Below are 20353 nucleotides of genomic sequence, written 5' to 3'. Positions count from 1 at the left end.
CGGACATTGCGACGAAAACCAAGGATGCGGGGATGGACAAACCCCTGAAAGACGGCCGGGACGGACCGGCCAAGGCGAACGGCGCCCGATTTCCTGCCCGCTATCTGCCGATCCTCGACTGGGGAAGGAGCTACGGGCGGGAAACGCTGACGAACGACCTGACGGCTGCCGTGATCGTGACGATCATGCTGATCCCGCAGTCGCTCGCCTATGCGCTGCTTGCGGGCCTTCCCCCGGAAGCCGGCCTTTACGCCTCCATCGCCCCGCTTGTCGCCTATGCCGTCTTCGGCACGAGCCGGGCATTGGCCGTGGGGCCGGTCGCCGTCGTATCGCTGATGACGGCTGCAGCCGTCGGCGGGCTCGACCTCGCAAGTCCCGTGGAATACGCCGCCGCAGCCGCCGTGCTCGCGCTCCTGAGCGGGCTCTTCCTGATCGCGATGGGCGCTCTCAGGCTCGGCTTCGTCGCCAATTTCCTGAGCCATCCGGTAATTTCCGGTTTCATCACGGCTTCCGGCCTGATCATCGCGGCAAGCCAGCTGAAGCATATCCTCGGCATTCCGGCGTCCGGTCACAATCTCTATGAAATCCTGATATCGCTTTTCGAGAACATCGGCGCGGTCAACTGGATCACGCTGGCGATCGGCGCCTCGGCGACGGCCTTCCTGTTCTGGGTCCGGCGCGGGCTGAAACCCGCTCTTTCGAAGTTCGGCGTGAAGCCGCGCATGGCCGATTTCCTTGCCAAGGCCGGCCCCGTTGCGGCTGTCGCCATCACCACGTTGATCGCCTGGGGCTTCGACCTGCCGAGCGCGGGCGTTGCCGTCGTCGGGGAAGTGCCGCAGGGCCTGCCGCCGCTCGCCTTTCCCGCTTTCGACATCGGCCTTTGGAGCGAACTGGCGGGCGCTGCAGTGCTGATCTCCATCATCGGTTTCGTGGAATCCGTCTCCGTCGCGCAGACGCTTGCCGCAAAGCGCCGCCAGCGGATCGTTCCCGATCAGGAACTGATCGGCCTGGGGGCGGCGAATGTCGCCTCATCCGTGACCGGCGGCTATCCGGTGACGGGCGGGTTCGCCCGCTCGGTCGTCAACTTCGACGCGGGCGCGGAAACCCCGGCGGCAGGCGCCTATACCGCGGTCGGCATCGCGGTTGCGACCTTTGCGCTGACGCCGCTTCTCTTCTTCCTGCCGAAGGCGACGCTTGCGGCGACGATCATCGTCGCGGTGCTCTCGCTCGTCGATTTTTCGGTGCTGAAACGCAGCTACGGCTATTCCAAGGCGGATTTCGCCGCCGTTGCCGCAACGGTTCTGATCACGCTCGGCTTCGGCGTCGAAATCGGCGTTTCAAGCGGCGTGGCGCTGTCGATCGCGCTCTTCCTGCTCAAGACCTCGCGGCCCCATATCGCCGAGGTCGGCCTCGTGCCGGGCACGGAGCATTTCCGCAACATCCGCCGCCATGAAGTGGAAACAAATCCCAGGATCGTGACGCTTCGCGTCGACGAAAGCCTCTATTTCGCCAATGCCCGCTTTCTCGAAGACTACATCTACGACCGGGTGGCAAGGGACAAGGGCGTGGAACATGTGATCCTGATGTGCTCGGCGGTCAACGAGATCGACGGCAGCGCGCTTGAATCCCTGGAGGCCATCAACGAACGGCTGAACCGCATGGGCGTGACCTTGCACCTGTCGGAAGTGAAAGGCCCCGTCATGGACCGGCTGAAACGCTCGCACTTCCTGGACGACCTGACTGGAAGCGTTTTCCTGTCGCAATACAGGGCGGTGAAGACACTGAGTGAAGTGAGCGCCGACAGGATCGCCTGACGGCTCGCTCACGTGCCGCAGAAGGTCCGGTGGACGACCTCCTCCGGTTTCGGCGGGCTGGCGTATTCCGCGTTTTCCGGCTGATCCGAGTATGGGTCGGAGAGAACCGCCAGAAGACGCTCGAAGGGGCCGTAGTCATCGGACATCGCGGCGGCGATCGCCTCTTCCACGCGGTGATTGCGGGGAATGAAAGCCGGATTGACGGAACGCATCAGCGCTTTGCGCTCATCTTCGCCCGCGCTTTCGTGCCCAAGCCTTGCGCGCCAGCGGGCGATCCACTCATCCAGCGCGCTTTTCTGACCAGGCAGATCACGAAGGGCATCGTCGGCGGTGCCATCCCCGGCACCCAGCGAGGAGAGCGCGCGGAAGGTGAGCGTGAAATCCGTTTCGGCGTTCGCCATCGCCTCGAAAAGGTCATAGGCGAGCTGGCGGTCTTCCTCGCGCGCCGTCGAAAGGCCGAGCTTGGCGCGCATGCCCTCAAGCCATGCCGTCTCGTAAATGTCCGGAAAGGCGTCTATGGCTTCCTGCGCTGTCGCGACAGCCTCTTCCTCGTTCTTGCCCAGGATCGGAAGCATCGCCTGTGCAAGCCGCGAAAGGTTCCAATAGGCGATGCGCGGCTGATTGGCATAGGCATAGCGGCCCATCTGGTCGATGGAACTGAAGACCTTGCCGGGATGATAGGTATCCATGAAGGCGCAGGGGCCGTAGTCGATCGTTTCGCCGGAGATCGACGTATTGTCGGTGTTCATCACTCCGTGGATGAAGCCGACATGCATCCAGCGCGCGACAAGGCGGGCCTGGGCTTCGACCACCGCGTCCAGAAACGCGCGATAGGGGTTGGCGGCGTCTTTCGCGTGGGGGTAATGGCGCGCGATGGCGTAATCGGCAAGCGCCCTGAGCGCCTCCTCGTCGCGCCTCGCCGCGAAATATTCGAACGTGCCGACGCGGATATGGCTTTTTGCGACACGAGTGAGAATCGCGCCCGGCAAAAGCGTCTCGCGCATGATCCGGTCGCCGGTCTTTACGGCACTGAGCGCCCGCGTCGTAGGCAGGCCAAGCGCATGCATGGCTTCCGACACGATATATTCGCGCAGGACCGGGCCGATCCAGGCCCGTCCGTCACCGCCCCTGGAAAAGGGGGTGCGACCCGAACCCTTGAGCTGAATGTCGTAGCGCGCACCATCGGCAGCGACGATCTCGCCAAGCAGGATCGCCCGCCCGTCGCCCAACTGCGGGACGAAGGTTCCGAACTGATGGCCCGCATAAGCCATGGCGATCGGCGTGGACCCCTCGGCCACACGATTACCGGCAAGCATCTCAACCCCTGCAGGGGATTTGAGCACGGCGGGATCGAGCCCCAGTTCGCGCGCAAGCGAATCATTCAGCCGGATCAATTGCGGTTCCGTGACCGCCGTAGGGGACAACCGGGCATAAAAGCGCTCGGGCAGGCCCGCATAGCTGTGGTCGAATGGAAATATGGTTTCCGCCTGTGGATGCGGTGCGTTCATCTGAAAGATTTCAATCCCTTCGCTAGCGTTATCTACAGCTTCTACCGATGAAGAATTAGGACGTTTTTCCACCTGCACAAGCGCTAAGCACTATTACCGCTAGGTCGTTTCCTGTGCCGCTGGTATCCTTCGGATGATTCTAATGTCTGAATGACGCAGTCGAAAGAAAGCCTCATTCTAACGACAGGAATCACAAGGCGCGGCACGTTCACGCGGACCTCCGCCGGACATCAGAGCAAGGAATGTCCGGATGCTCGACCGCAGGAAACGCCGGCGCGAGTGACAGTTTATCGGCGGTTGCCGGATCGGCGCAACGCGGTCGGTGGAGATGGCTTTCGTTAAAGCGCTCCGCCCGGGCGACTGGCTTAATCACAAAATGTACGGGCAATGCGTGCATCGGCGCGGATATTTGGTTCCAGCGCACGATTTACGTTAGGGACGGAGTAACGGCTCGCGTATTTTTGAGCCTGCCGGCATGATGACGGCGGAGACCGGCGTGATGTGGCCAAATTAAAGTAAGTATTTGATCTTTCTAATATTTTTAATAATTTTACGAAGCATTTTGGTTTGATTTCGAGTATACTGAGTCGAGATGAACTTTTGTTAATGCGGGCGTGACTTGCCTATGCACAAAGCCGCGCCAACTAGAAAACAAGGCCCCTTGGACTGTCCACCTCCATAACGTCCAGGGGACCCAGAGGTCCAAGGAAGGTCGCTCAGTTCGGATCACGCAACGCAGAGGGGTCAAACAATGGACGTGTACAGCCGGTTCGCGGAAGTCTACGAAAGGTCGAAGATCGACGAAATGTCGGTGCAGGACTACCTGCTCGCATGCCGCGACGACCCGACGATGCGCGCAACCGCCGCTGAACGCATGATGCGGGCTATCGGCGAACCGGAGTTCGTCGACACAAGCCAGGATCAGCGGCTCGGCCGCATTTTCCTCAACAGGACGATCAAGCGCTACGAGGCCTTCAAGGATCTCTTCGGAATGGAAGAGACCGTGGAGAGGATCGTCGGATTCTTCCGCCATGCCAGCCAGGGTCTGGAAGAACGCAAGCAGATACTCTACCTGCTCGGCCCAGTGGGTGGCGGCAAGTCGACGATCGCGGAAATCCTGAAGCAACTCATGGAAAAGGAGCCGATCTACGTCCTCAAGGCGGGAGAGGAGATCAGCCCCGTTTTTGAATCCCCACTCGGCCTCTTCGACCGCGATCGTATCGGCGACCTTCTGGAAGACAAGTACAACATTCCAAAGCGCCTGTTGCATGGGCTGATTTCGCCCTGGGCGGTGAAACGCCTCGACGAATTCGACGGTGACATCTCGAAATTCTCCATCGTCAAGCTGCATCCGTCGAAATTGCGCCAGATCGGCGTCACGAAGACGGAGCCCGGCGACGAAAACAACCAGGACGTGTCGTCGCTGGTGGGCAAGCTCGACATCCGCAAGCTGGAGCACCTGAGCCAGAACGATCCGGACGCCTACAGCTACTCCGGCGCGCTCAACCGGACGACCCAGGGGCTGATGGAATTCGTGGAGATGTTCAAGGCGCCGATCAAGGTGCTGCATCCCCTGCTGACCGCGACCCAGGAAGGATCCTACGTCGGAACGGAAAATATCGGGTCGTTCCCCTACCAGGGGATCATCGTCGCCCACTCCAACGAGGCGGAATGGCAGCAGTTCAAGACCAACAAGAACAACGAGGCGTTCCTGGATCGCATCTCCGTGGTCAAGGTGCCCTACTGCCTGAGGGTGACGGAAGAGACGCAGATCTACGAGAAGCTCTTGAAGGAAAGCACGCTTTCGGAAGCCTCCTGCGCACCCGAAACGCTGCCGATCCTGTCTCGCTTCAGCGTGCTGACACGGCTCAAGGAGCATGAAAACTCCACGCCCTATTCCAAGCTTCGCGTCTATGACGGCGAAACGCTGAAGGACACCGACCCCAAGGCGAAGTCCATCCAGGAATACCGCGATGCGGCAGGCGTCGACGAGGGCATGAACGGCATTTCGACGCGATTTGCATTCAAGGTGCTGTCGGAAACCTTCAACCACGACACCGAAGAGGTGGCAGCCGATCCCGTGCACCTGATGTATGTGCTCGAACAGGCGGTGAAGCGCGAGCAGTACGACGAGGAGACGCAGGCGAGATACCTCGATTTCCTGAAGACCGAGCTTGCCCCGCGTTATGCCGAGTTCATCGGCAACGAGATCCAGAAGGCCTATCTGGAATCATACGCCGACTATGGGCAGAACCTTTTCGACCGGTATATCGCCTATGCCGATGCCTGGATCGAGGACCAGGACTTCAAGGACCCGGATACGGGCCAGATGTTCGATCGCGAGATCCTGGAATCTGAGCTTGAGAAGATCGAAAAGCCGGCGGGAATCGCCAATCCGAAGGACTTCCGCAACGAGGTCGTCAAGTTCGTGCTGCGCGCGCGAGCCGAGCACGGCGGCAAGAACCCGGACTGGCGGCAATACGAGAAACTGAAGAGGGTGATCGAAAAGCGGATGTTCGGCCAGGTGGAAGACCTCTTGCCCGTCATCAGCTTCGGAGCGAAGCGCGACAAGGAAACCGACGCCAAGCACAACGAGTTCGTCGATCGCATGGTCGCCAGAGGCTATACGCGCCGCCAGGTGCGGCGTCTGGTAGAATGGTACATGCGGGTGAACAAGGCGGGGTGAACGGAAAAAGGCGCAAATCGATATGGCCCACTTCGTCGATCGCCGTCTCAACCCGAAGGACAAGAGCCTCGGTAACCGGCGCCGATTTCTCAAGCGGGTACGCGCTCAGGTGAAAAAGGCCGTCAACGAGACGGTCAACAAGCGCCGCGTCGCCGACGTGGATCGTGGAGAAAGCGTTTCGATCCCCACCGACGGGATTTCGGAACCCAATTTCCACTATGCACGCGAAGGCGGGCGGCGCGAGCGCGTGTTTACCGGCAACAAGGACTATCGCGCCGGCGACAGGATCGACAAGCCGCGTTCGGGCGGCGGCGGGCGCGGCAGGCAAGGGGCCGCGGAAGGCGAGGGCGAGGACGACTTCCTGTTCGCGCTTTCGCGCGACGAATTCCTCGACATCTTCTTCGAGGACCTGGAGCTGCCGGATCTCGTCAAGCGCAGCCTGAAGGAAATCAAAACAACCAAGGCGCATCGCGCAGGCTTCACGGTGTCGGGTTCGCCCGCGAACATCAGCGTGAAGCGGACGATGAGCAACGCGCTCGGGCGGCGGCTTGCGCTAAACCGGCCGAGCGAACGGGAGGTCAAGGACCTGCGCGAGCAGATTTTCGCGCTGGAGAAGATCTCAAGGCCGACGAAGAAGCAGCGCGAGGAGCTGAAGCGGCTGCACGACGAGCTGGAAACCATGATCCGCCGGCAGAAGGTGATCGGCTACATCGACCCGCTCGACGTGCGCTACAACTACTTCGTCCAGAAGCCGGAACCCAACGCCAAGGCGGTGATGTTCTGCCTGATGGACGTTTCCGCCTCCATGGGCGAGCGGGAAAAGGAGCTGGCGAAGCGTTTCTTCGTGCTCCTGCATCTCTTCCTCAGCCGCCGGTACGACAAGATCGAGCTTGTCTTCGTTCGCCATACGCACGATGCGAGCGAGGTGGACGAAGATACATTCTTCTATTCCCGCGAAACGGGCGGGACGGTGGTCAGCACCGCGCTGGTGGAAATGAAGAAGATCATCGACCAGCGCTATCCGGCGTCGGAATGGAACATCTACGCGGCCCAGGCCTCCGACGGCGAGAACTTCAGCGGCGATTCCGCCCGTTGCGCGGAAATGCTTCTCACCCAGATCATGCCGCTATGCCAATACTTCGCCTATATCGAAATCGTCGACGAGGAAGAGGCGAGGCTCATCAACAGCGAGGCCAACGGCATGGAACTGTGGCGGGCCTACAGGGGCGTGGCGGCGGAACTCGGCAATTTCGCCATGAAGCGCATCGCGCGACCAGCGGATATCTATCCCGTTTTCCGCGAATTGTTCGCGCGCAGGAGCGAGGGGGCCGAGAATGGCTAAGCGGTCGCGCAAACCCGACCTCCTGTTCGAAGGGTCCGACTGGGACTTCGACAAGCTGCAGCGCACGACCGAGGCAATAGAGGAGGTGGCCCTTCAGGACCTCGGGCTGAGCGTCTATACCAACCAGATAGAGATCATCTCCTCGGAGCAGATGCTCGACGCCTATTCCTCCATCGGCATGCCGCTGATGTACCGGCACTGGTCGTTCGGCAAGCACTTCCTGCATCACGAGCGGCTCTACCGGAAGGGGATGCGGGGCCTCGCCTACGAGATCGTCATCAACTCCAACCCGTGCATCAGCTACTGCATGGAAGAAAACACCATGGCGCTTCAGGCGCTCGTGATCGCCCATGCCGCCTTCGGGCACAATCATTTCTTCAAGAACAACCACCTCTTCCTGCAGTGGACGGACGCCGACGGCGTTCTGGATTACCTGAGCTACGCACGGGGCTTCATTTCGCAATGCGAGGAAAGGCACGGCGTGGACGAAGTGGAGGCGGTGCTCGATTCCGCCCATGCGCTGATGCCGAACGGCGTATTCCGCCGCCGCCGTCCGCCGCGCCTTTCCCTTCGCGAGGAGGAGGAACGGCGGCTCGGGCGGCTTCGGGCGGAGGAAGAGGCCGTCCACTACCTGTGGGACACGCTGCCCAGGCGCGGCGCCGGTAGTGCCGCGGCCGACCGGGAGCGCATGGAACGCAAGCGCGAAATGCACCTTCCGGAGGAAAACATCCTCTACTTCCTGGAGCACTACAGCCCGACATTGCGGCCATGGCAGCGCGAGATCATTCGCATCGTGCGCAATATCGGCCAGTATTTCTATCCGCAGAAGCAAACGAAGCTCATGAACGAAGGCTGCGCCTGCTTCGTGCACTATTACATCATGAACGAGTTGCACCGTGCCGGGCGCATCAACGATGGCGCGATGCTGGAAGTCCTGCACAATCACAGCAACGTCCTGACGCAGCCCGATTTCGACGATCCGCGCTATAGCGGGATCAACCCCTATGCGCTCGGCTTCGCGATGATGCAGGACATCCGCCGCATCTGCGAGGAGCCGAACGACGAGGACCGGGAATGGTTCCCCGATATCGCCGGCTGCGGCGATTGGCGCAGGGTGCTGAAGGACGCCTGGGCGAACTATCGCGACGAAAGCTTCATCCAGCAGTTCCTGAGCCCCACCGTCATGCGCCACTTCAAGATGTTCGCGCTCGTCGACGATGCCTCGAAGCCCTATTACGCCGTCTCGCACATCCACAACGAGCGAGGTTTCCTCGAACTCAGGGATTCGCTTGCGCGCGAGTACGACGTCGCGGTGGCCGATACCGACATTCAGGTGGTGGATGTCGACCTTCTGGGCGATCGCTGGCTGAAGCTGCGCTCCGTCAAACGCAACGGCGTGCCGCTGGAGCCGGCCGACAGGGACGCGACCTTGATCCACCTGCGCCGGCTTTGGGGCTACAAGGTGGAGATCGAGGAAGTCAGCGAAGGCGCGAGCATGGCCTCGTAGATCACATTTATCGCGATGTGACTTCCTGTCACGAAAGCGCTTTCGAGAGCGGAATGGAAAGCAGTCTGCCGTTGCGGAAATATTTGCCGTCGACATTCGGCGAATTTAGCGTGGCGCAAAATCGCAATCATCGATTGTCGCTGCGTAACTCGATTACTCTCCGTTAAACGATCCTGGCCTATCCTCGTGCCAATTCCGGATTGGTCAGCGCGATGCACATTGTCCTCGTCGAGCCGAGTTCGATCGGCCGCAGAATAATCACACGTATGCTCGAAGGCCGCGGGCACCGCGTCGAAGCCTTCGAAAACGGTGCGCGTGCGCTTCGCTTCATCCAGGATACGCCTTCGGTCGACGTCGTTCTCACCAGTTTCGAAACCGACGGAATTTCCGGTACGGAGCTTTGCTGGGAATGCAGGCTGATCGCCCAGGAAGGGCGGCTTCTTTATATCATCGCCATGTCGTCGGGCATCGAAGCCTCCAAGGTGATAGAGGCGCTCGACTGCGGCGCGGACGACTTCATCATAAAGCCGCCCGTGCCGGAGGAACTGTTCGCGCGGCTAAGGGCCGCGGAACGGCTTTCCAACATGCACAGGGAACTGGTCAGGCTTGCCACATGCGACGAGCTGACAGGGCTTTTGAACCGGCGAGCCTTCTTCGATGCGGCCGAACGGTCGATCGGCGATGCGCTGACTGAAACGCCGGTGAGCGCCATCATGCTGGACATCGACCACTTCAAGCGCATCAACGATACCTACGGCCATATGGCGGGTGACGCCGTGATCAAGGCGGTGGGCGAGTATATTTCCAGGAAGTCGCAAATCGTTGGGCGGCTGGGCGGCGAGGAATTCGCCATACTTCTTCCCGGATACCGGGAGGCCGACGCGCTCAGGATCGCCGAATGCCTGCGTTTCGAGATCTCGGGCGCGACGGTCTCGGTTGACGGCGATACGATCCGCTTCACCGCAAGCCTCGGGGTGGCGGAAATTTCCGCAAGCTCCGAGGCTTCGCTCACCGACCTCCTGAAACGAGCGGATGCGGCCCTTTACCAGGCGAAGAAAGCCGGCCGCAACCGCGTCTACCGCCCGGAAGCCGATGTCGTCTTCGCCGTCGGTTGATTGCGCGGGTGGTATTCCTGCGTCGAGATGATATGACGCGTTGCCCTGATCCCGGCTGTTGAGCGACAATCCGTCAACCGCAACGCCGGAGCGCCTTGAGCCGATATGTCCGACACAAAAACCGCCGAAGACGACGATATCCGCCCGGGAGAAATCACCACCGAGCTGCCCGCGGATTTCGATGCCGGGATCTATTTCATTGGCCGTATAAGCACGCCCTGGGCGAGCAGGAAAGACTGTCCGCATCGGGGTGAAATCGACGGTCCGCTCTGCACCATAGAAGTCGACCCGCGCTGGCAGGAGGCGCTTGAAGGCGTCGAAGGCCGCGAGCGCCTGCTGGTGCTCTACTGGATGGGCCTTGCGCGCCGCGATCTCGTGCTCCAGCGCCCGCGCCGCAAGGACAGGTTCGTGGGCACGTTCGGATTGCGCTCACCGGTGCGGCCGAACCCGATCGCCGCCGCGATCGTCAAGCTTGAGGCCGTCGAGGGGCGCTTCCTGAAGGTGCGCGGTCTCGACTGCGTCGACGGAACAGCGCTTGTCGACATCAAGCCGGAGTTTTCGCCGGCCGAGAAAAAGTGTCACGAAGCGGACGGCTCATAAGGCGGCCTCAGGCGGCCAGGGAGGAGAGCACTCCCGGCAGCGCGAAACCATCCCCTGTATCGAGCGTATCGACCGTTTCAAGAAGCGTCGCGGTCGCCGGGCGCCCGATCAGGGCCTGCGCCTTCTCCACCAGCCGCGCACGCGTGACCGCAGCATCGATCGGCTCGGCCAGATCGCAGTGATGCTCGATCCGGCTGCCATCCGGCATCTCGACAATGGCGACGGCCTCAATGCTGCCAAGCCGGTCATCCGTTTCGACCTTCACCCGCTCGCGCAGGCCCGCAAGTTCGGGATCCGTGCAGATGGCGTCGGAAAATGTGTCCAGCGCCGCCGTGTCGCGGCCGGCAAGCGCCATGGCGCCCGTCAGGCGGAAACTGAATTTCGCCTCAAGGCCTGTGGCGGGAGAGAGGATGTTGCAGACCCTGAGCCATTGCGGATGAACGCGCAGGGTGACGGAACGCGCATTTGAGACGTGCGGACCGATCTCCGCGCGCAAGGCTTTTAACGCATCGATCGGCGCGTGGGTGCCATGGCAGCAGGCATGATGCTTGAACTGCACGCGATCGAAACGGAATGCCTCGCCCAGCCCTTCGAACGCTGCCTGCGCGTCGCCTTCGCCGGCGTGGGTTTCGGCAAAGCCCTGCAGGCATTCCAACCCTTGCGGATTGGAGGCGAAGCCGAGCGCGGCGAGCTTTGCCGCCTCGACGCCGTTCGACGCGGCAAGGCCGGCGTGAAAGGGCTTTCCCATGGTGCCGAACTGCGATTTCAGGCCCGACGCACGGGTCGAGACAAGTCCGATCGCATGACAGCAGCGCTCGTCATCGAGGCGAAGCAGGCGCGCGCTGGCCGCCGCCGCGCCGAAGGCGCCGGCGGTCGCCGTCTGGTGAAAGCCAGTGCGATAATGCGCATTGCCCAGATACCTGCCGACCCGGCAAGCGACCTCCAGCCCGATCACGAAGGCGTCGAGCACGGCCTTCCCGTCGCATCCAAGCGCCTCGCCGAGGGCCAGCGCTGCGGGAAAGACGCCCACAGTCGAATGGCCGATGTGATCGAAATGGGTATCGTCATAGTCGAGCGCATGGGAGGTCGTGCCGTTGGAGAGCGCGGCGGCGCGGGCAGGCAGCCGGCCTGCAAGGCCGATGACCGTGGCCTCGGCGGTGCCGCCTTCCGAAGACGTCATTTCACGCAAAATCCGGCTGACCGGCTCGTCACGCCCGGCAAGCGCGACCGCGCTCCAGTCGAGAATGCAGGATTTGGCCGTCACGATCTGGTCCGGCGAAAGCCGTCCGCCATCGAAGGAGCAAATGAAGGCCGCCAGTTGCGCGGTGATGCCGTCCGCCATGCAATTCATCCGAGACCCTTTTGGATTCATAAAGTTCATTGGCAGGTGTCGCGGAAGTTGGCAAGCGCCGCCAGGCCCCGACCGAAGATCGAAGGGACGAACGGACGCGGACGGGGATGGTCCGGCATGCGTAATTTATTCAAAAATCTCGGAAATTGAATCAAATCGGAAAATTCATGCCGACATTCCGCCGTCGGCTGCGCTTTGCGGGCAATTGCCGCGAAGATGCATGCTTAAAGCTGCAAGCCGATGGCGGTTATATTCCGTAGGGTTTTGCCATTGCCAGTCTTTTCGAAAATCTCATTTCGTTGCGTAACTTGCGTCTTGGCCCTAAGCTGAAGCCTGTTTGCAACGATAAAAGGGAGGTCGGTGATGAACACACTGACGCGTATTCTTGCCGGAGCCGTGGTCGCCCTTGGCACACAGTCGGCCATGGCACAGGAAACTTTCATCACGATCGGCACTGGCGGCCAGACGGGCGTCTACTACGTCGTCGGCCAGTCGATCTGCAAGCTCGTGAACCGCGGCTCGGCGGAGCACAACATCAAGTGCACCGCGCCTTCGACCGGGGGCTCGATCGACAACATCAACGCAATCAAGAATGGCGACCGCCAGATGGGCGTCGCCCAGTCCGACTGGCAATATCACGCCTATAACGGCACTTCGAAATTCGAAGGCGACAAGTTCGACAAGCTGCGCGCGGTGTTTTCCGTTCATGGCGAGCCGTTCACCGTCGTCGCGCGCGCCGATTCCGGCATCGAGACCTTCGACGACCTGAAGGGCAAGCGGGTCAACATCGGCAACCCGGGTTCCGGCCAGCGCGGCACCATGGAAGTGCTGATGAACGCAAAAGGCTGGACTCTCGACGACTTCGCCCTCGCTTCGGAGCTGAAGGCCGCCGAACAGGCAAGCGCCCTTGCCGACAACAAGATCGACGCGATGATCTACACCGTCGGCCATCCGGCGGGCTCGATCCAGGAAGCCACAACGACGACGGATGCCAAACTTATCCCGGTGACGGGTCCGGAAGTCGACAAGCTCGTCTCGGAGAACCCCTATTACGCCAAGGCGACAATTCCGGGCGGCATGTACAAGGGTACGGACGAGGATGTCGAAACCTTCGGCGTGAAGGCGACCTTCGTCTCCTCCGAAGATGTCCCCGAAGAGGTGATCTACCAGGTCGTGAAGGCGGTTTTCGACAATTTCGACCGCTTCAAGAAGCTGCATCCGGCCTTCGAGAACCTGACAGAGGAAGAGATGATTACGGGCGGGCTTCCCCCCCCGCTTCACCCGGGGGGGGAGCGCTACAAAAAGGAAGGCGGCTGGCCCTCACCTTCCCCTCCACCCCCGCCCCGGCCATCGTGGCCGGGGCGTCGTGAACCCTTGAATTCTCTTAAAGATTGCCAGGCCCGGCCAAACGGGCGACGCAGGAGGGGGCAGGTCGATGAGCGAAAGGGAACAAGCGCAAGACCGGATTTCACCTGACCGGGATACAAGCGGCTTGAGCCAGGCCGAAATCGACGAGATGGTCGCGGCCAGCGACACCGGTTCTCGTTCCGCCGGCGGGTTCGTCGGCAGGCTTATCGCCGGCATCGCCCTTTTATGGTCGCTGTTCCAGCTCTGGTTCGCTTCGCCAATTCCGTTCACGGTCGGCTTCGGCATTTTCAACGACACCGAGGCGCGCTCCATCCATCTCGCTTTCGCCGTGGTGCTCGCCTTCCTGGCGTTTCCGGCCGCACGTACGAAATTCCAGCTCGGCCTCGGCGTGTTCGTGCCGGTGTTCATCGGCATTCTCTTTGCGATCTCGGCTGACGAAATCGCCTTTCCAACCTGGGTAATCTTGCTGATCGCGGGGCTGATCGCCATTGCCGTGCTGTTGCCCGCGCAAAACGACAAGGTTTCGATCCAGGAATGGCTGCTGGCCGTCGCCGGAGGCTATTGTTCGGCCTATCTCTTCATCTACTACACGGAGCTTGCCGACCGTGTCGGGCAGCCGATCTTCCAGGATTACGTCGCGGGTATCGCGGGCCTTCTCCTGCTTCTGGAGGCGACGCGCCGCACGCTCGGCCCCGCGCTCGTGCTGGTCGCAGGCTTCTTCCTAGTCTACACGGTGCTCGGCCCCTACATGCCGGAAATTATCGCGCACAAGGGCAACAACCTGCGCGAGATCATCAACCACCATTGGCTGACGACCGAAGGCGTCTTCGGCATCGCGCTCGGCGTGTCCACGTCCTTCGTCTTCCTGTTCGTGCTTTTCGGGGCGCTGCTCGACAAGGCGGGGGCAGGCAACTATTTCATCCAGGTTGCCTTCTCGCTGATGGGGCACCTGCGCGGCGGACCGGCGAAAGCGGCTGTCGTATCCTCGGCCATGACGGGCCTGATCTCCGGCTCTTCGATCGCCAACGTGGTGACGACGGGCACCTTCACCATTCCGCTCATGAAGAAAGTAGGCTTCAGCGCCGAAAAGGCGGGTGCGGTGGAAGTCGCGTCATCGGTCAACGGCCAAATCATGCCGCCGGTGATGGGCGCCGCCGCCTTCCTCATGGTCGAATACGTGGGCATTCCCTATTTCGACGTGGTGAAACACGCCTTCCTGCCGGCGGTGATCTCCTACATCGCGCTCGTCTATATCGTCCATCTGGAAGCCTGCAAGGCGGGCATGGAGGGGCTGCCGCGCTCCTACGAGCCCGGCCCTTGGATGCGCCGCATCGTAGGCTTCGTCTTCGGCGTTCTCGTCGTTTGCGTGCTTTCCATGATCGTCTATTACGGGATGGGCTGGATCCGGCCCGCTTTCGGCGGTTCCGCACCCTATATCGTATTCGCCCTGCTGACGGCGGTTTACGTAGGGCTCGTGGCCTTCGGCTCGCGCTATCCCGAACCGAAGATGGACGATCCGAACGAGCCGGTGACGCATCTTCCCCTGCCCGGACCGACCATCAAATCCGGCCTGCACTTCATCCTGCCGGTGATCGTGCTGATCTGGGCGCTGATGGTCGACCGACTGTCGCCGGGGCTTTCTGCCTTCTGGGCGACGGCTTTCATGATGTTCATTCTCGTCACGCAGCGCCCGCTTTTCGCGATCTTCCGCAAAGAGGGCGAAATGGGCGCCGAATTCACGCGCGGGATCCGCGAACTTATCGACGGCTTGATCGCAGGTGCGCGCAACATGATCGGCATCGGCATCGCGACGGCGACCGCCGGCATCATCGTCGGCGCGGTTTCCCAGACGGGTGTCGGTTCGGCGCTTGCCGATGTCGTCGAGGTGCTTTCGGGCGGCAATCTGCTGGCGATCCTGTTCCTGACCGCGATCCTGTCGCTCATCCTCGGCATGGGCCTGCCGACGACGGCGAACTACATCGTCGTCTCGGCGCTGCTTGCTCCGGTGATCGTGACGCTTGGCCAGGAGAACGGATTGATCGTGCCGCTGATCGCAGTGCATCTCTTCGTCTTCTACTTCGGCATCATGGCGGATGTGACGCCTCCGGTCGGGCTTGCATCCTTCGCTGCGGCCGCCGTTTCGGGAGGAGATCCGATCCGCACCGGCGTCGTGGCCTTCTTCTATTCGCTGAGGACGGCCGCGCTGCCGTTCCTGTTCATCTTCAACACCGACCTTCTCCTGATGGACGTCGATTGGATCCACGGCATTTTCATCTTCATCGTGGCGACGGTGGCGATGCTGCTCTTCTCGGCGGCGACGCAAGGCTGGTTCCTGACGAAAAACAGGATCTGGGAATCGCTGGTGCTCCTCATCCTCGCCTTCACGTTCTTCAGGCCGGGCTTCTGGATGGACATGGTCTATCCGCCCTATGCCGAAACGCCGCCGGCCCAGATCGCCGACGCGGCAGGGAGCGTGCCTGCCGGCGAGCCGCTCAGGCTTCGCATTTCCGGCACCGATGCCGTGGGCGAAAAGCGCGAATGGGTGGTTCTCCTCGATCTTCCGGAAGCGGCGACGGGCGCCGAACGCCTGGAGGCAGCGGGACTGACGCTTGTCGATCGCGACGGCAAGACGATCATCGACGACGTTGCATTCGATTCTCCTGCCGCCGAGGTCGGCCTCGACTGGGATCAGGAGATCATCCGCGTTCTTTCGCCGGTCGAAACGCCGTCGAAATACTGGATGTACCTGCCGGCGCTCCTGCTGCTCGGCGCGGTCGCCTGGCTGCAGAGGCGGCGGGCGGAAGATGGTACCGAGCCCGCAAAGTCCGAACAACAGGCCGCATGAGGGGGAAGGCGAAATGTACAAGGCCGTACTCTTGCCGGTCGATCTCGACCACGAAAGTTCCTGGAAGAAGGCTCTGCCGGTTGCATTGAAGATCACGGAAACATTCGGAGCCGAATTGCACGTCATTACCGTGGTTCAGGACATACGATCGTCGATGGTTTCCCAGTACTTCCCGAGCGATTTCGAGGAAAAGGCCGTGCGCAAGGCGGCCGACACGCTGAACGATTTCGTCAAGGACAAGATCTCCGGCATCACGGTGCATGAGCATGTCGCCGTGGGGCGGGTTTTCCGGGCGATCATGGAATGCGCGGACGAAAACGGTTGCGATCTCATCGTCATGGCATCGCACAGGCCGGAGATGACCGATTATCTGATAGGTCCGACTGCCGAACATGTGACGCGCCATACCGATAAATCCGTGCTTATAGTGCGTGACTGAAAAGGGCATTCGCACCTGGGCCAAGGGGAAGAATACGTGAACCTGTCGTCCATGCTTGCCGCGCGGGCCGAGGCGGACAGGCCGATATGCGTCGTGCTGATCGGCGCTGGCAAATTCGGTTCCATGTACCTTGCCCGGGCGCGGCTGACGAAGGGCGTCCAGATCGCCGCCGTCGTGGACCTCGATGTTTCAAAGGCGCGAGCGTCCCTGGAGGCTACGGGCTGGCCGCAGGCGCAATATGGCGCGGTCTCGCTCGAAGAGGCGGTAAAGAACGGCACCACGCTCGTTACCGACGACGCGCAAATGGCGATTTCCGCCGGTCCGGTCGATGTGGTGATCGAAGCGACGGGGCACCCTACCGTCGGCATCCGCCATTGCCTTGCGGCAATCGAGGCGGGCAAGCATATCGTCATGGTCAACGTGGAGGCGGACGTGCTTGCCGGCCCGCTTTTGAAGCGCAGGGCCGACAGGGCGGGCGTCGTCTATTCGCTGGCCTGGGGCGACCAGCCGGCGCTTATCTGCGAGCATGTCGACTGGGCGCGGGCCTGCGGCTTCAAGGTGGTTTGCGCAGGCAAAGGCACGCGCTACCTGCCTCAGTTTCATGGCCTCACGCCGGACACCGTGTGGGACGAGCTTTGCAAGTATCTGACCTTCAAGGACAAGTCCGGCCTCAACCTGCAGATGTTCAACTCGTTTCTGGACGGTACCAAATCCGGCATCGAGATGAGCGCGGTCTGCAATGCGACGGGGCTGAAGCCGCAGCCTGACGGCCTTGCGTTCCCGCCTGCGAGCCGGTTCGAACTTTCGACCGTATGCAAGCCGAAGGAGAACGGTGGAACGCTTGCCTTTTCAGGCACGACCGAAGTGGTCTCCTCGCTCACCCGAGATGGCGGGGACGTACCGCATCACCTGGCCATGGGCACCTATGTGGTGATCGAGGGCGAGACGGAATACACCCGCCGCTGCTTTACCGAATATCACATGCTGGAGGACGACAGCGGGCGGTTCGCCGCACTTTATCGCCCGACGCATATGATCGGTCTGGAACTCGGTATTTCGGTGGCCTCCGCAGCCCTGCGCGGCGAGCCGACGGGAGCGCCCAAAGGCTTCGTTTCCGATGTCGTTGCCACCGCCAAGCGGCCCCTCAAGGCGGGCGAAGTGCTCGACGGCGAGGGCGGCTTCTGCGTGTGGGGCAAGCAGCAGCCGGCGGAAACCTCGCTTGCCATGGCGGCCCTTCCCCTGGGACTTGCGAGCGGTGTAAGGCTCAAAGCGGATATCGCGGAAGGTGAGATCTTGAAATGGTCGGACGTCGAGTTCGACGGCGACGATCATGCGGTAAAGGTCCGCCGCGAGATGGAAGCCGAATTCTCCGGCTGAAGCAGCTAATCCCGGTCGAATTCTCAGGAAACCGAAGGTCTCAGGTCGCGCGAACAACTATCGTTCCGGCTGGCGTTTCAACACTCCACAACATTGACGGCAAGGCCGCCTTGCGAGGTTTCCTTGTATTTATCCGTCATGTCGATGCCGGTCTGGCGCATGGTCTCGATGCAGCTGTCGAGCGGCACGAAATGGGTGCCGTCGCCCCTCAGAGCAAGGGAGGCGGCGGTTACGGCCTTCACGGCGCCAAGCGCGTTTCGCTCGATACAGGGCACCTGGACGAGGCCGCCGACGGGATCGCAGGTCATGCCGAGATGGTGTTCAAGAGCGATCTCGGCGGCGTTTTCCACCTGCTCATTTGTGCCGCCAAGGGCCGCGCAAAGCCCGGCCGCGGCCATGGCGGACGCCGAGCCGACCTCACCCTGGCAACCGACTTCGGCGCCGGAGATCGAGGCATTCGTCTTGATGAGGCCGCCGATCGCGGCGGCGACGAGAAGGAAGGTGCGGATGCCCGCCCGGCTGCAATCCGGGCAATGGTCGATATAGTAACGAACGACCGAGGGGATGACGCCCGCCGCCCCGTTCGTGGGGGCCGTGACGATCCGCCCGCCGGCGGCGTTCTCCTCGTTGACGGCCATGGCGTAGACGGCGAGCCAGTCCATCACCTTATGATCGAACGGACGGTTCTTGCCTTGCTCGGAGATAAGCTTCTCGTGAATCTGGCGCGCCCGGCGCTTAACCTTCAGCCCGCCCGGCAACTGGCCTTCCTGCGACAGCCCGCGCTGGATGCAGGAATTCATGGCATTCCAGATCCCGTCGACCGCCTCGTCAAGGTCGATATCGGGATGACGCAGAAGCTCGTTTTCCCGCTTCATCTGCGCAACTGTCAGGCCGTGTTCCTTTCCCATCGAAAGCATCTGCTTCGCCGTCTTGAAGGGGTAGGGAACGGGTATCTCCTCGCGTACCGGCTCGCCTTCGGCAAGCGCGGCAAGCTCTCCGGCGGTCAGGACGAAGCCGCCGCCGACGGAGAAATAGGTTTCTTCGAGGATCGGCCGGTTCTCTCCGTCATAGGCGCGGCAGACCATTCCGTTGGAATGGCCCTCCAGCGGAGGGCCGTAATCGAACTGAAGATCGGATTCCGGATCAAAGGAAAGCGTTGCAAGGCCCGGGATCGCGAGACGCTTCGTCTCCTTCAGCGTCTCATAGTCGCGTTCGGCCCGGTCAGGATCGATGGTGGCGGGCTCGTGCCCAAGAAGCCCGAGGAGAACGGCGCGATCCGTCGCATGACCCTTGCCGGTGAATGCGAGCGAGCCGTGCAGAGAGACGGTGATCCGCTCCGGCTCGGCATGCATCTCCTTCAGGCTGGCCAGGAAACGTGCGGCAGCCACCATCGGCCCCATTGTGTGGGACGACGACGGCCCGATGCCGATCTTGAAAATGTCGAACACGCTTATGAACAAGGCGTCCTCCCGGCCTCCCGAATTCAAGGCCTCCGCCAGAAACCTGGCATCATGATGCGGTGACATATCACCGGACGCGCGGACTATGCCTTGAGTTTACGCCTTCGTCATCCGTTCGTCCCGCCGATGACGGAAATCTGAAAATCCATGTCGCGTTCGCTCGCCGAAAGGCCTCAATCCGTATGATCAATCGCGTCGTTTTCCGGCCAGAGCGTCTCGTAGACGGCAAGCGAGAAACCGATGTGCTCCTTCAACAGCGCAAGTGACAGCCGAACGTTGCGAGAGAGCACGGCCTCCATCAGCATCGTGTGGTGGTCAAGCCCCAGCGTTTTCTGAAGCACTTCCTCGAAGGCATTCCGGTCGACGGTATCGAGGATGCCGCGCGAATTGGGGCCGTGCACCATGAAGCGATGATGACGGTGAAGCTGATCCGCAGTCTGGCGCTGGAAGCGCATCAGCCAGTCCGAGCCGCCGGCACCGAGAAGCGCATCGTGAAAGGCGTCATGCCGTTCTTCCCAGTGTCTCACACCTTCCTCCTTCATGCCCGGAGCGGGCGAGGGCGCCTTGGCGAGAAGATGATGGGCGGCGACGATCCTGCCCTCCCAGTCGCCGTCCCCCTTTTCGATGGAGGATTGAAGAAGCGCGCTTTCCACCGCAAGGCGCGCGGCCTGGAGATCGCGCAGCGACTTCGCGGATACGGGCGCAACGCGATAGCCCCTGTTTTGCTGGAAGACGACGAGATTTTCCGCCTCCAGACGCGGAAGCGCTTCGCGCAACGGCGTCCAGCCATATCCGTAACGTTCTCTCAGGCTTGCGATGACAAGCGGTTCGTCCGGCGGAAGGACCGCGTCGAGGATATCGCTTCGCAAGGCGGTAAAGGCATCTTCCGATTTGGACATGGCGGCTCACGTTGGAATATATATGACAAGATAGATTATATA

At 61.5% G+C, this 20353-nt stretch carries 13 protein-coding genes and 1 pseudogene; 10 read left to right on the top strand and 4 right to left on the bottom strand.

The features are described 5' to 3' along the window. The first annotated feature begins 32 nt into the window (after positions 1–32). The gene (locus tag GR183_RS15375) at positions 33–1814 is read left to right on the top strand and encodes a SulP family inorganic anion transporter (protein ID WP_160776540.1); all 1782 of its coding nucleotides are present in this window, start codon (positions 33–35) and stop codon (positions 1812–1814) included. 8 nt (positions 1815–1822) lie between these two features. Here GR183_RS15375 and GR183_RS15370 read toward each other — a convergent pair whose 3' ends face one another. Next, on the bottom strand, positions 1823–3322 hold the full coding sequence (locus GR183_RS15370; RefSeq protein ID WP_160776539.1) for a protein adenylyltransferase SelO: 1500 nt from the start codon (positions 3320–3322) through the stop codon (positions 1823–1825). A 751-nt stretch (positions 3323–4073) separates the two neighbouring features. Here GR183_RS15370 and GR183_RS15365 point away from each other — a divergent pair. The 5 genes from GR183_RS15365 (at position 4074) to GR183_RS15345 (ending at position 10572) form a co-directional block, all read left to right on the top strand. Further along, positions 4074–6008 (top strand): PrkA family serine protein kinase, encoded by a 1935-nt coding sequence (locus GR183_RS15365; protein WP_160776538.1) that lies wholly within the window; start codon positions 4074–4076, stop codon positions 6006–6008. Between the two features lie 22 nt (positions 6009–6030). Then, the gene (locus tag GR183_RS15360) at positions 6031–7350 is read left to right on the top strand and encodes a YeaH/YhbH family protein (RefSeq protein WP_160776537.1); all 1320 of its coding nucleotides are present in this window, start codon (positions 6031–6033) and stop codon (positions 7348–7350) included. Further along, the gene (locus tag GR183_RS15355) at positions 7343–8857 is read left to right on the top strand and encodes a SpoVR family protein (protein ID WP_160776536.1); all 1515 of its coding nucleotides are present in this window, start codon (positions 7343–7345) and stop codon (positions 8855–8857) included. Before GR183_RS15360 ends, GR183_RS15355 begins: the two co-directional genes overlap by 8 nt. A 212-nt stretch (positions 8858–9069) precedes the next feature. After that, positions 9070–9972, top strand: coding sequence for a GGDEF domain-containing response regulator (locus tag GR183_RS15350; protein WP_160776535.1), 903 nt, complete (start codon positions 9070–9072; stop codon positions 9970–9972). A gap of 105 nt (positions 9973–10077) precedes the next feature. Next, entirely contained in the window at positions 10078–10572 is a 495-nt protein-coding gene (locus GR183_RS15345) for an SAM-dependent methyltransferase (RefSeq protein ID WP_202396121.1), read from the top strand. A gap of 7 nt (positions 10573–10579) precedes the next feature. Here the strand turns inward: GR183_RS15345 and GR183_RS15340 are convergent, their stop codons facing one another. Further along, positions 10580–11914, bottom strand: coding sequence for an MmgE/PrpD family protein (locus tag GR183_RS15340; protein ID WP_160776534.1), 1335 nt, complete (start codon positions 11912–11914; stop codon positions 10580–10582). A 372-nt stretch (positions 11915–12286) separates the two neighbouring features. On the opposite strand from GR183_RS15340, the pseudogene GR183_RS15335 reads away from it, so the two are divergent. The 4 genes and pseudogenes from GR183_RS15335 to GR183_RS15320 all read left to right on the top strand — a co-directional run. Continuing rightward, a pseudogene (locus GR183_RS15335) lies at positions 12287–13240 on the top strand (TAXI family TRAP transporter solute-binding subunit); the annotation flags it as partial. A 118-nt stretch (positions 13241–13358) separates the two neighbouring features. Then, positions 13359–16136 (top strand): TRAP transporter permease, encoded by a 2778-nt coding sequence (locus GR183_RS15330; protein WP_160776532.1) that lies wholly within the window; start codon positions 13359–13361, stop codon positions 16134–16136. Positions 16137–16149: 13 nt separating this feature from the next. Beyond that, the gene (locus GR183_RS15325; protein ID WP_160776531.1) at positions 16150–16575 is read left to right on the top strand and encodes a universal stress protein; all 426 of its coding nucleotides are present in this window, start codon (positions 16150–16152) and stop codon (positions 16573–16575) included. A gap of 36 nt (positions 16576–16611) precedes the next feature. After that, the gene (locus GR183_RS15320) at positions 16612–17952 is read left to right on the top strand and encodes an NAD(P)H-dependent oxidoreductase (RefSeq protein WP_160776530.1); all 1341 of its coding nucleotides are present in this window, start codon (positions 16612–16614) and stop codon (positions 17950–17952) included. A gap of 77 nt (positions 17953–18029) precedes the next feature. Here the strand turns inward: GR183_RS15320 and GR183_RS15315 are convergent, their stop codons facing one another. Further along, positions 18030–19412: an L-serine ammonia-lyase gene (locus tag GR183_RS15315; protein ID WP_160776529.1), complete on the bottom strand. Its 1383-nt coding sequence runs from the start codon at positions 19410–19412 to the stop codon at positions 18030–18032. A gap of 173 nt (positions 19413–19585) precedes the next feature. Continuing rightward, positions 19586–20311 (bottom strand): GntR family transcriptional regulator, encoded by a 726-nt coding sequence (locus GR183_RS15310; protein ID WP_160776528.1) that lies wholly within the window; start codon positions 20309–20311, stop codon positions 19586–19588. Positions 20312–20353: the final 42 nt, after the last annotated feature.

Source organism: Stappia sediminis (assembly GCF_009826895.1).
Classification (GTDB): Bacteria; Pseudomonadota; Alphaproteobacteria; order Rhizobiales; family Stappiaceae; genus Hongsoonwoonella; species Hongsoonwoonella sediminis.
Note: the sequence above shows the minus strand (reverse complement) of the source record. Positions and strands in the feature narration are given on the sequence as shown.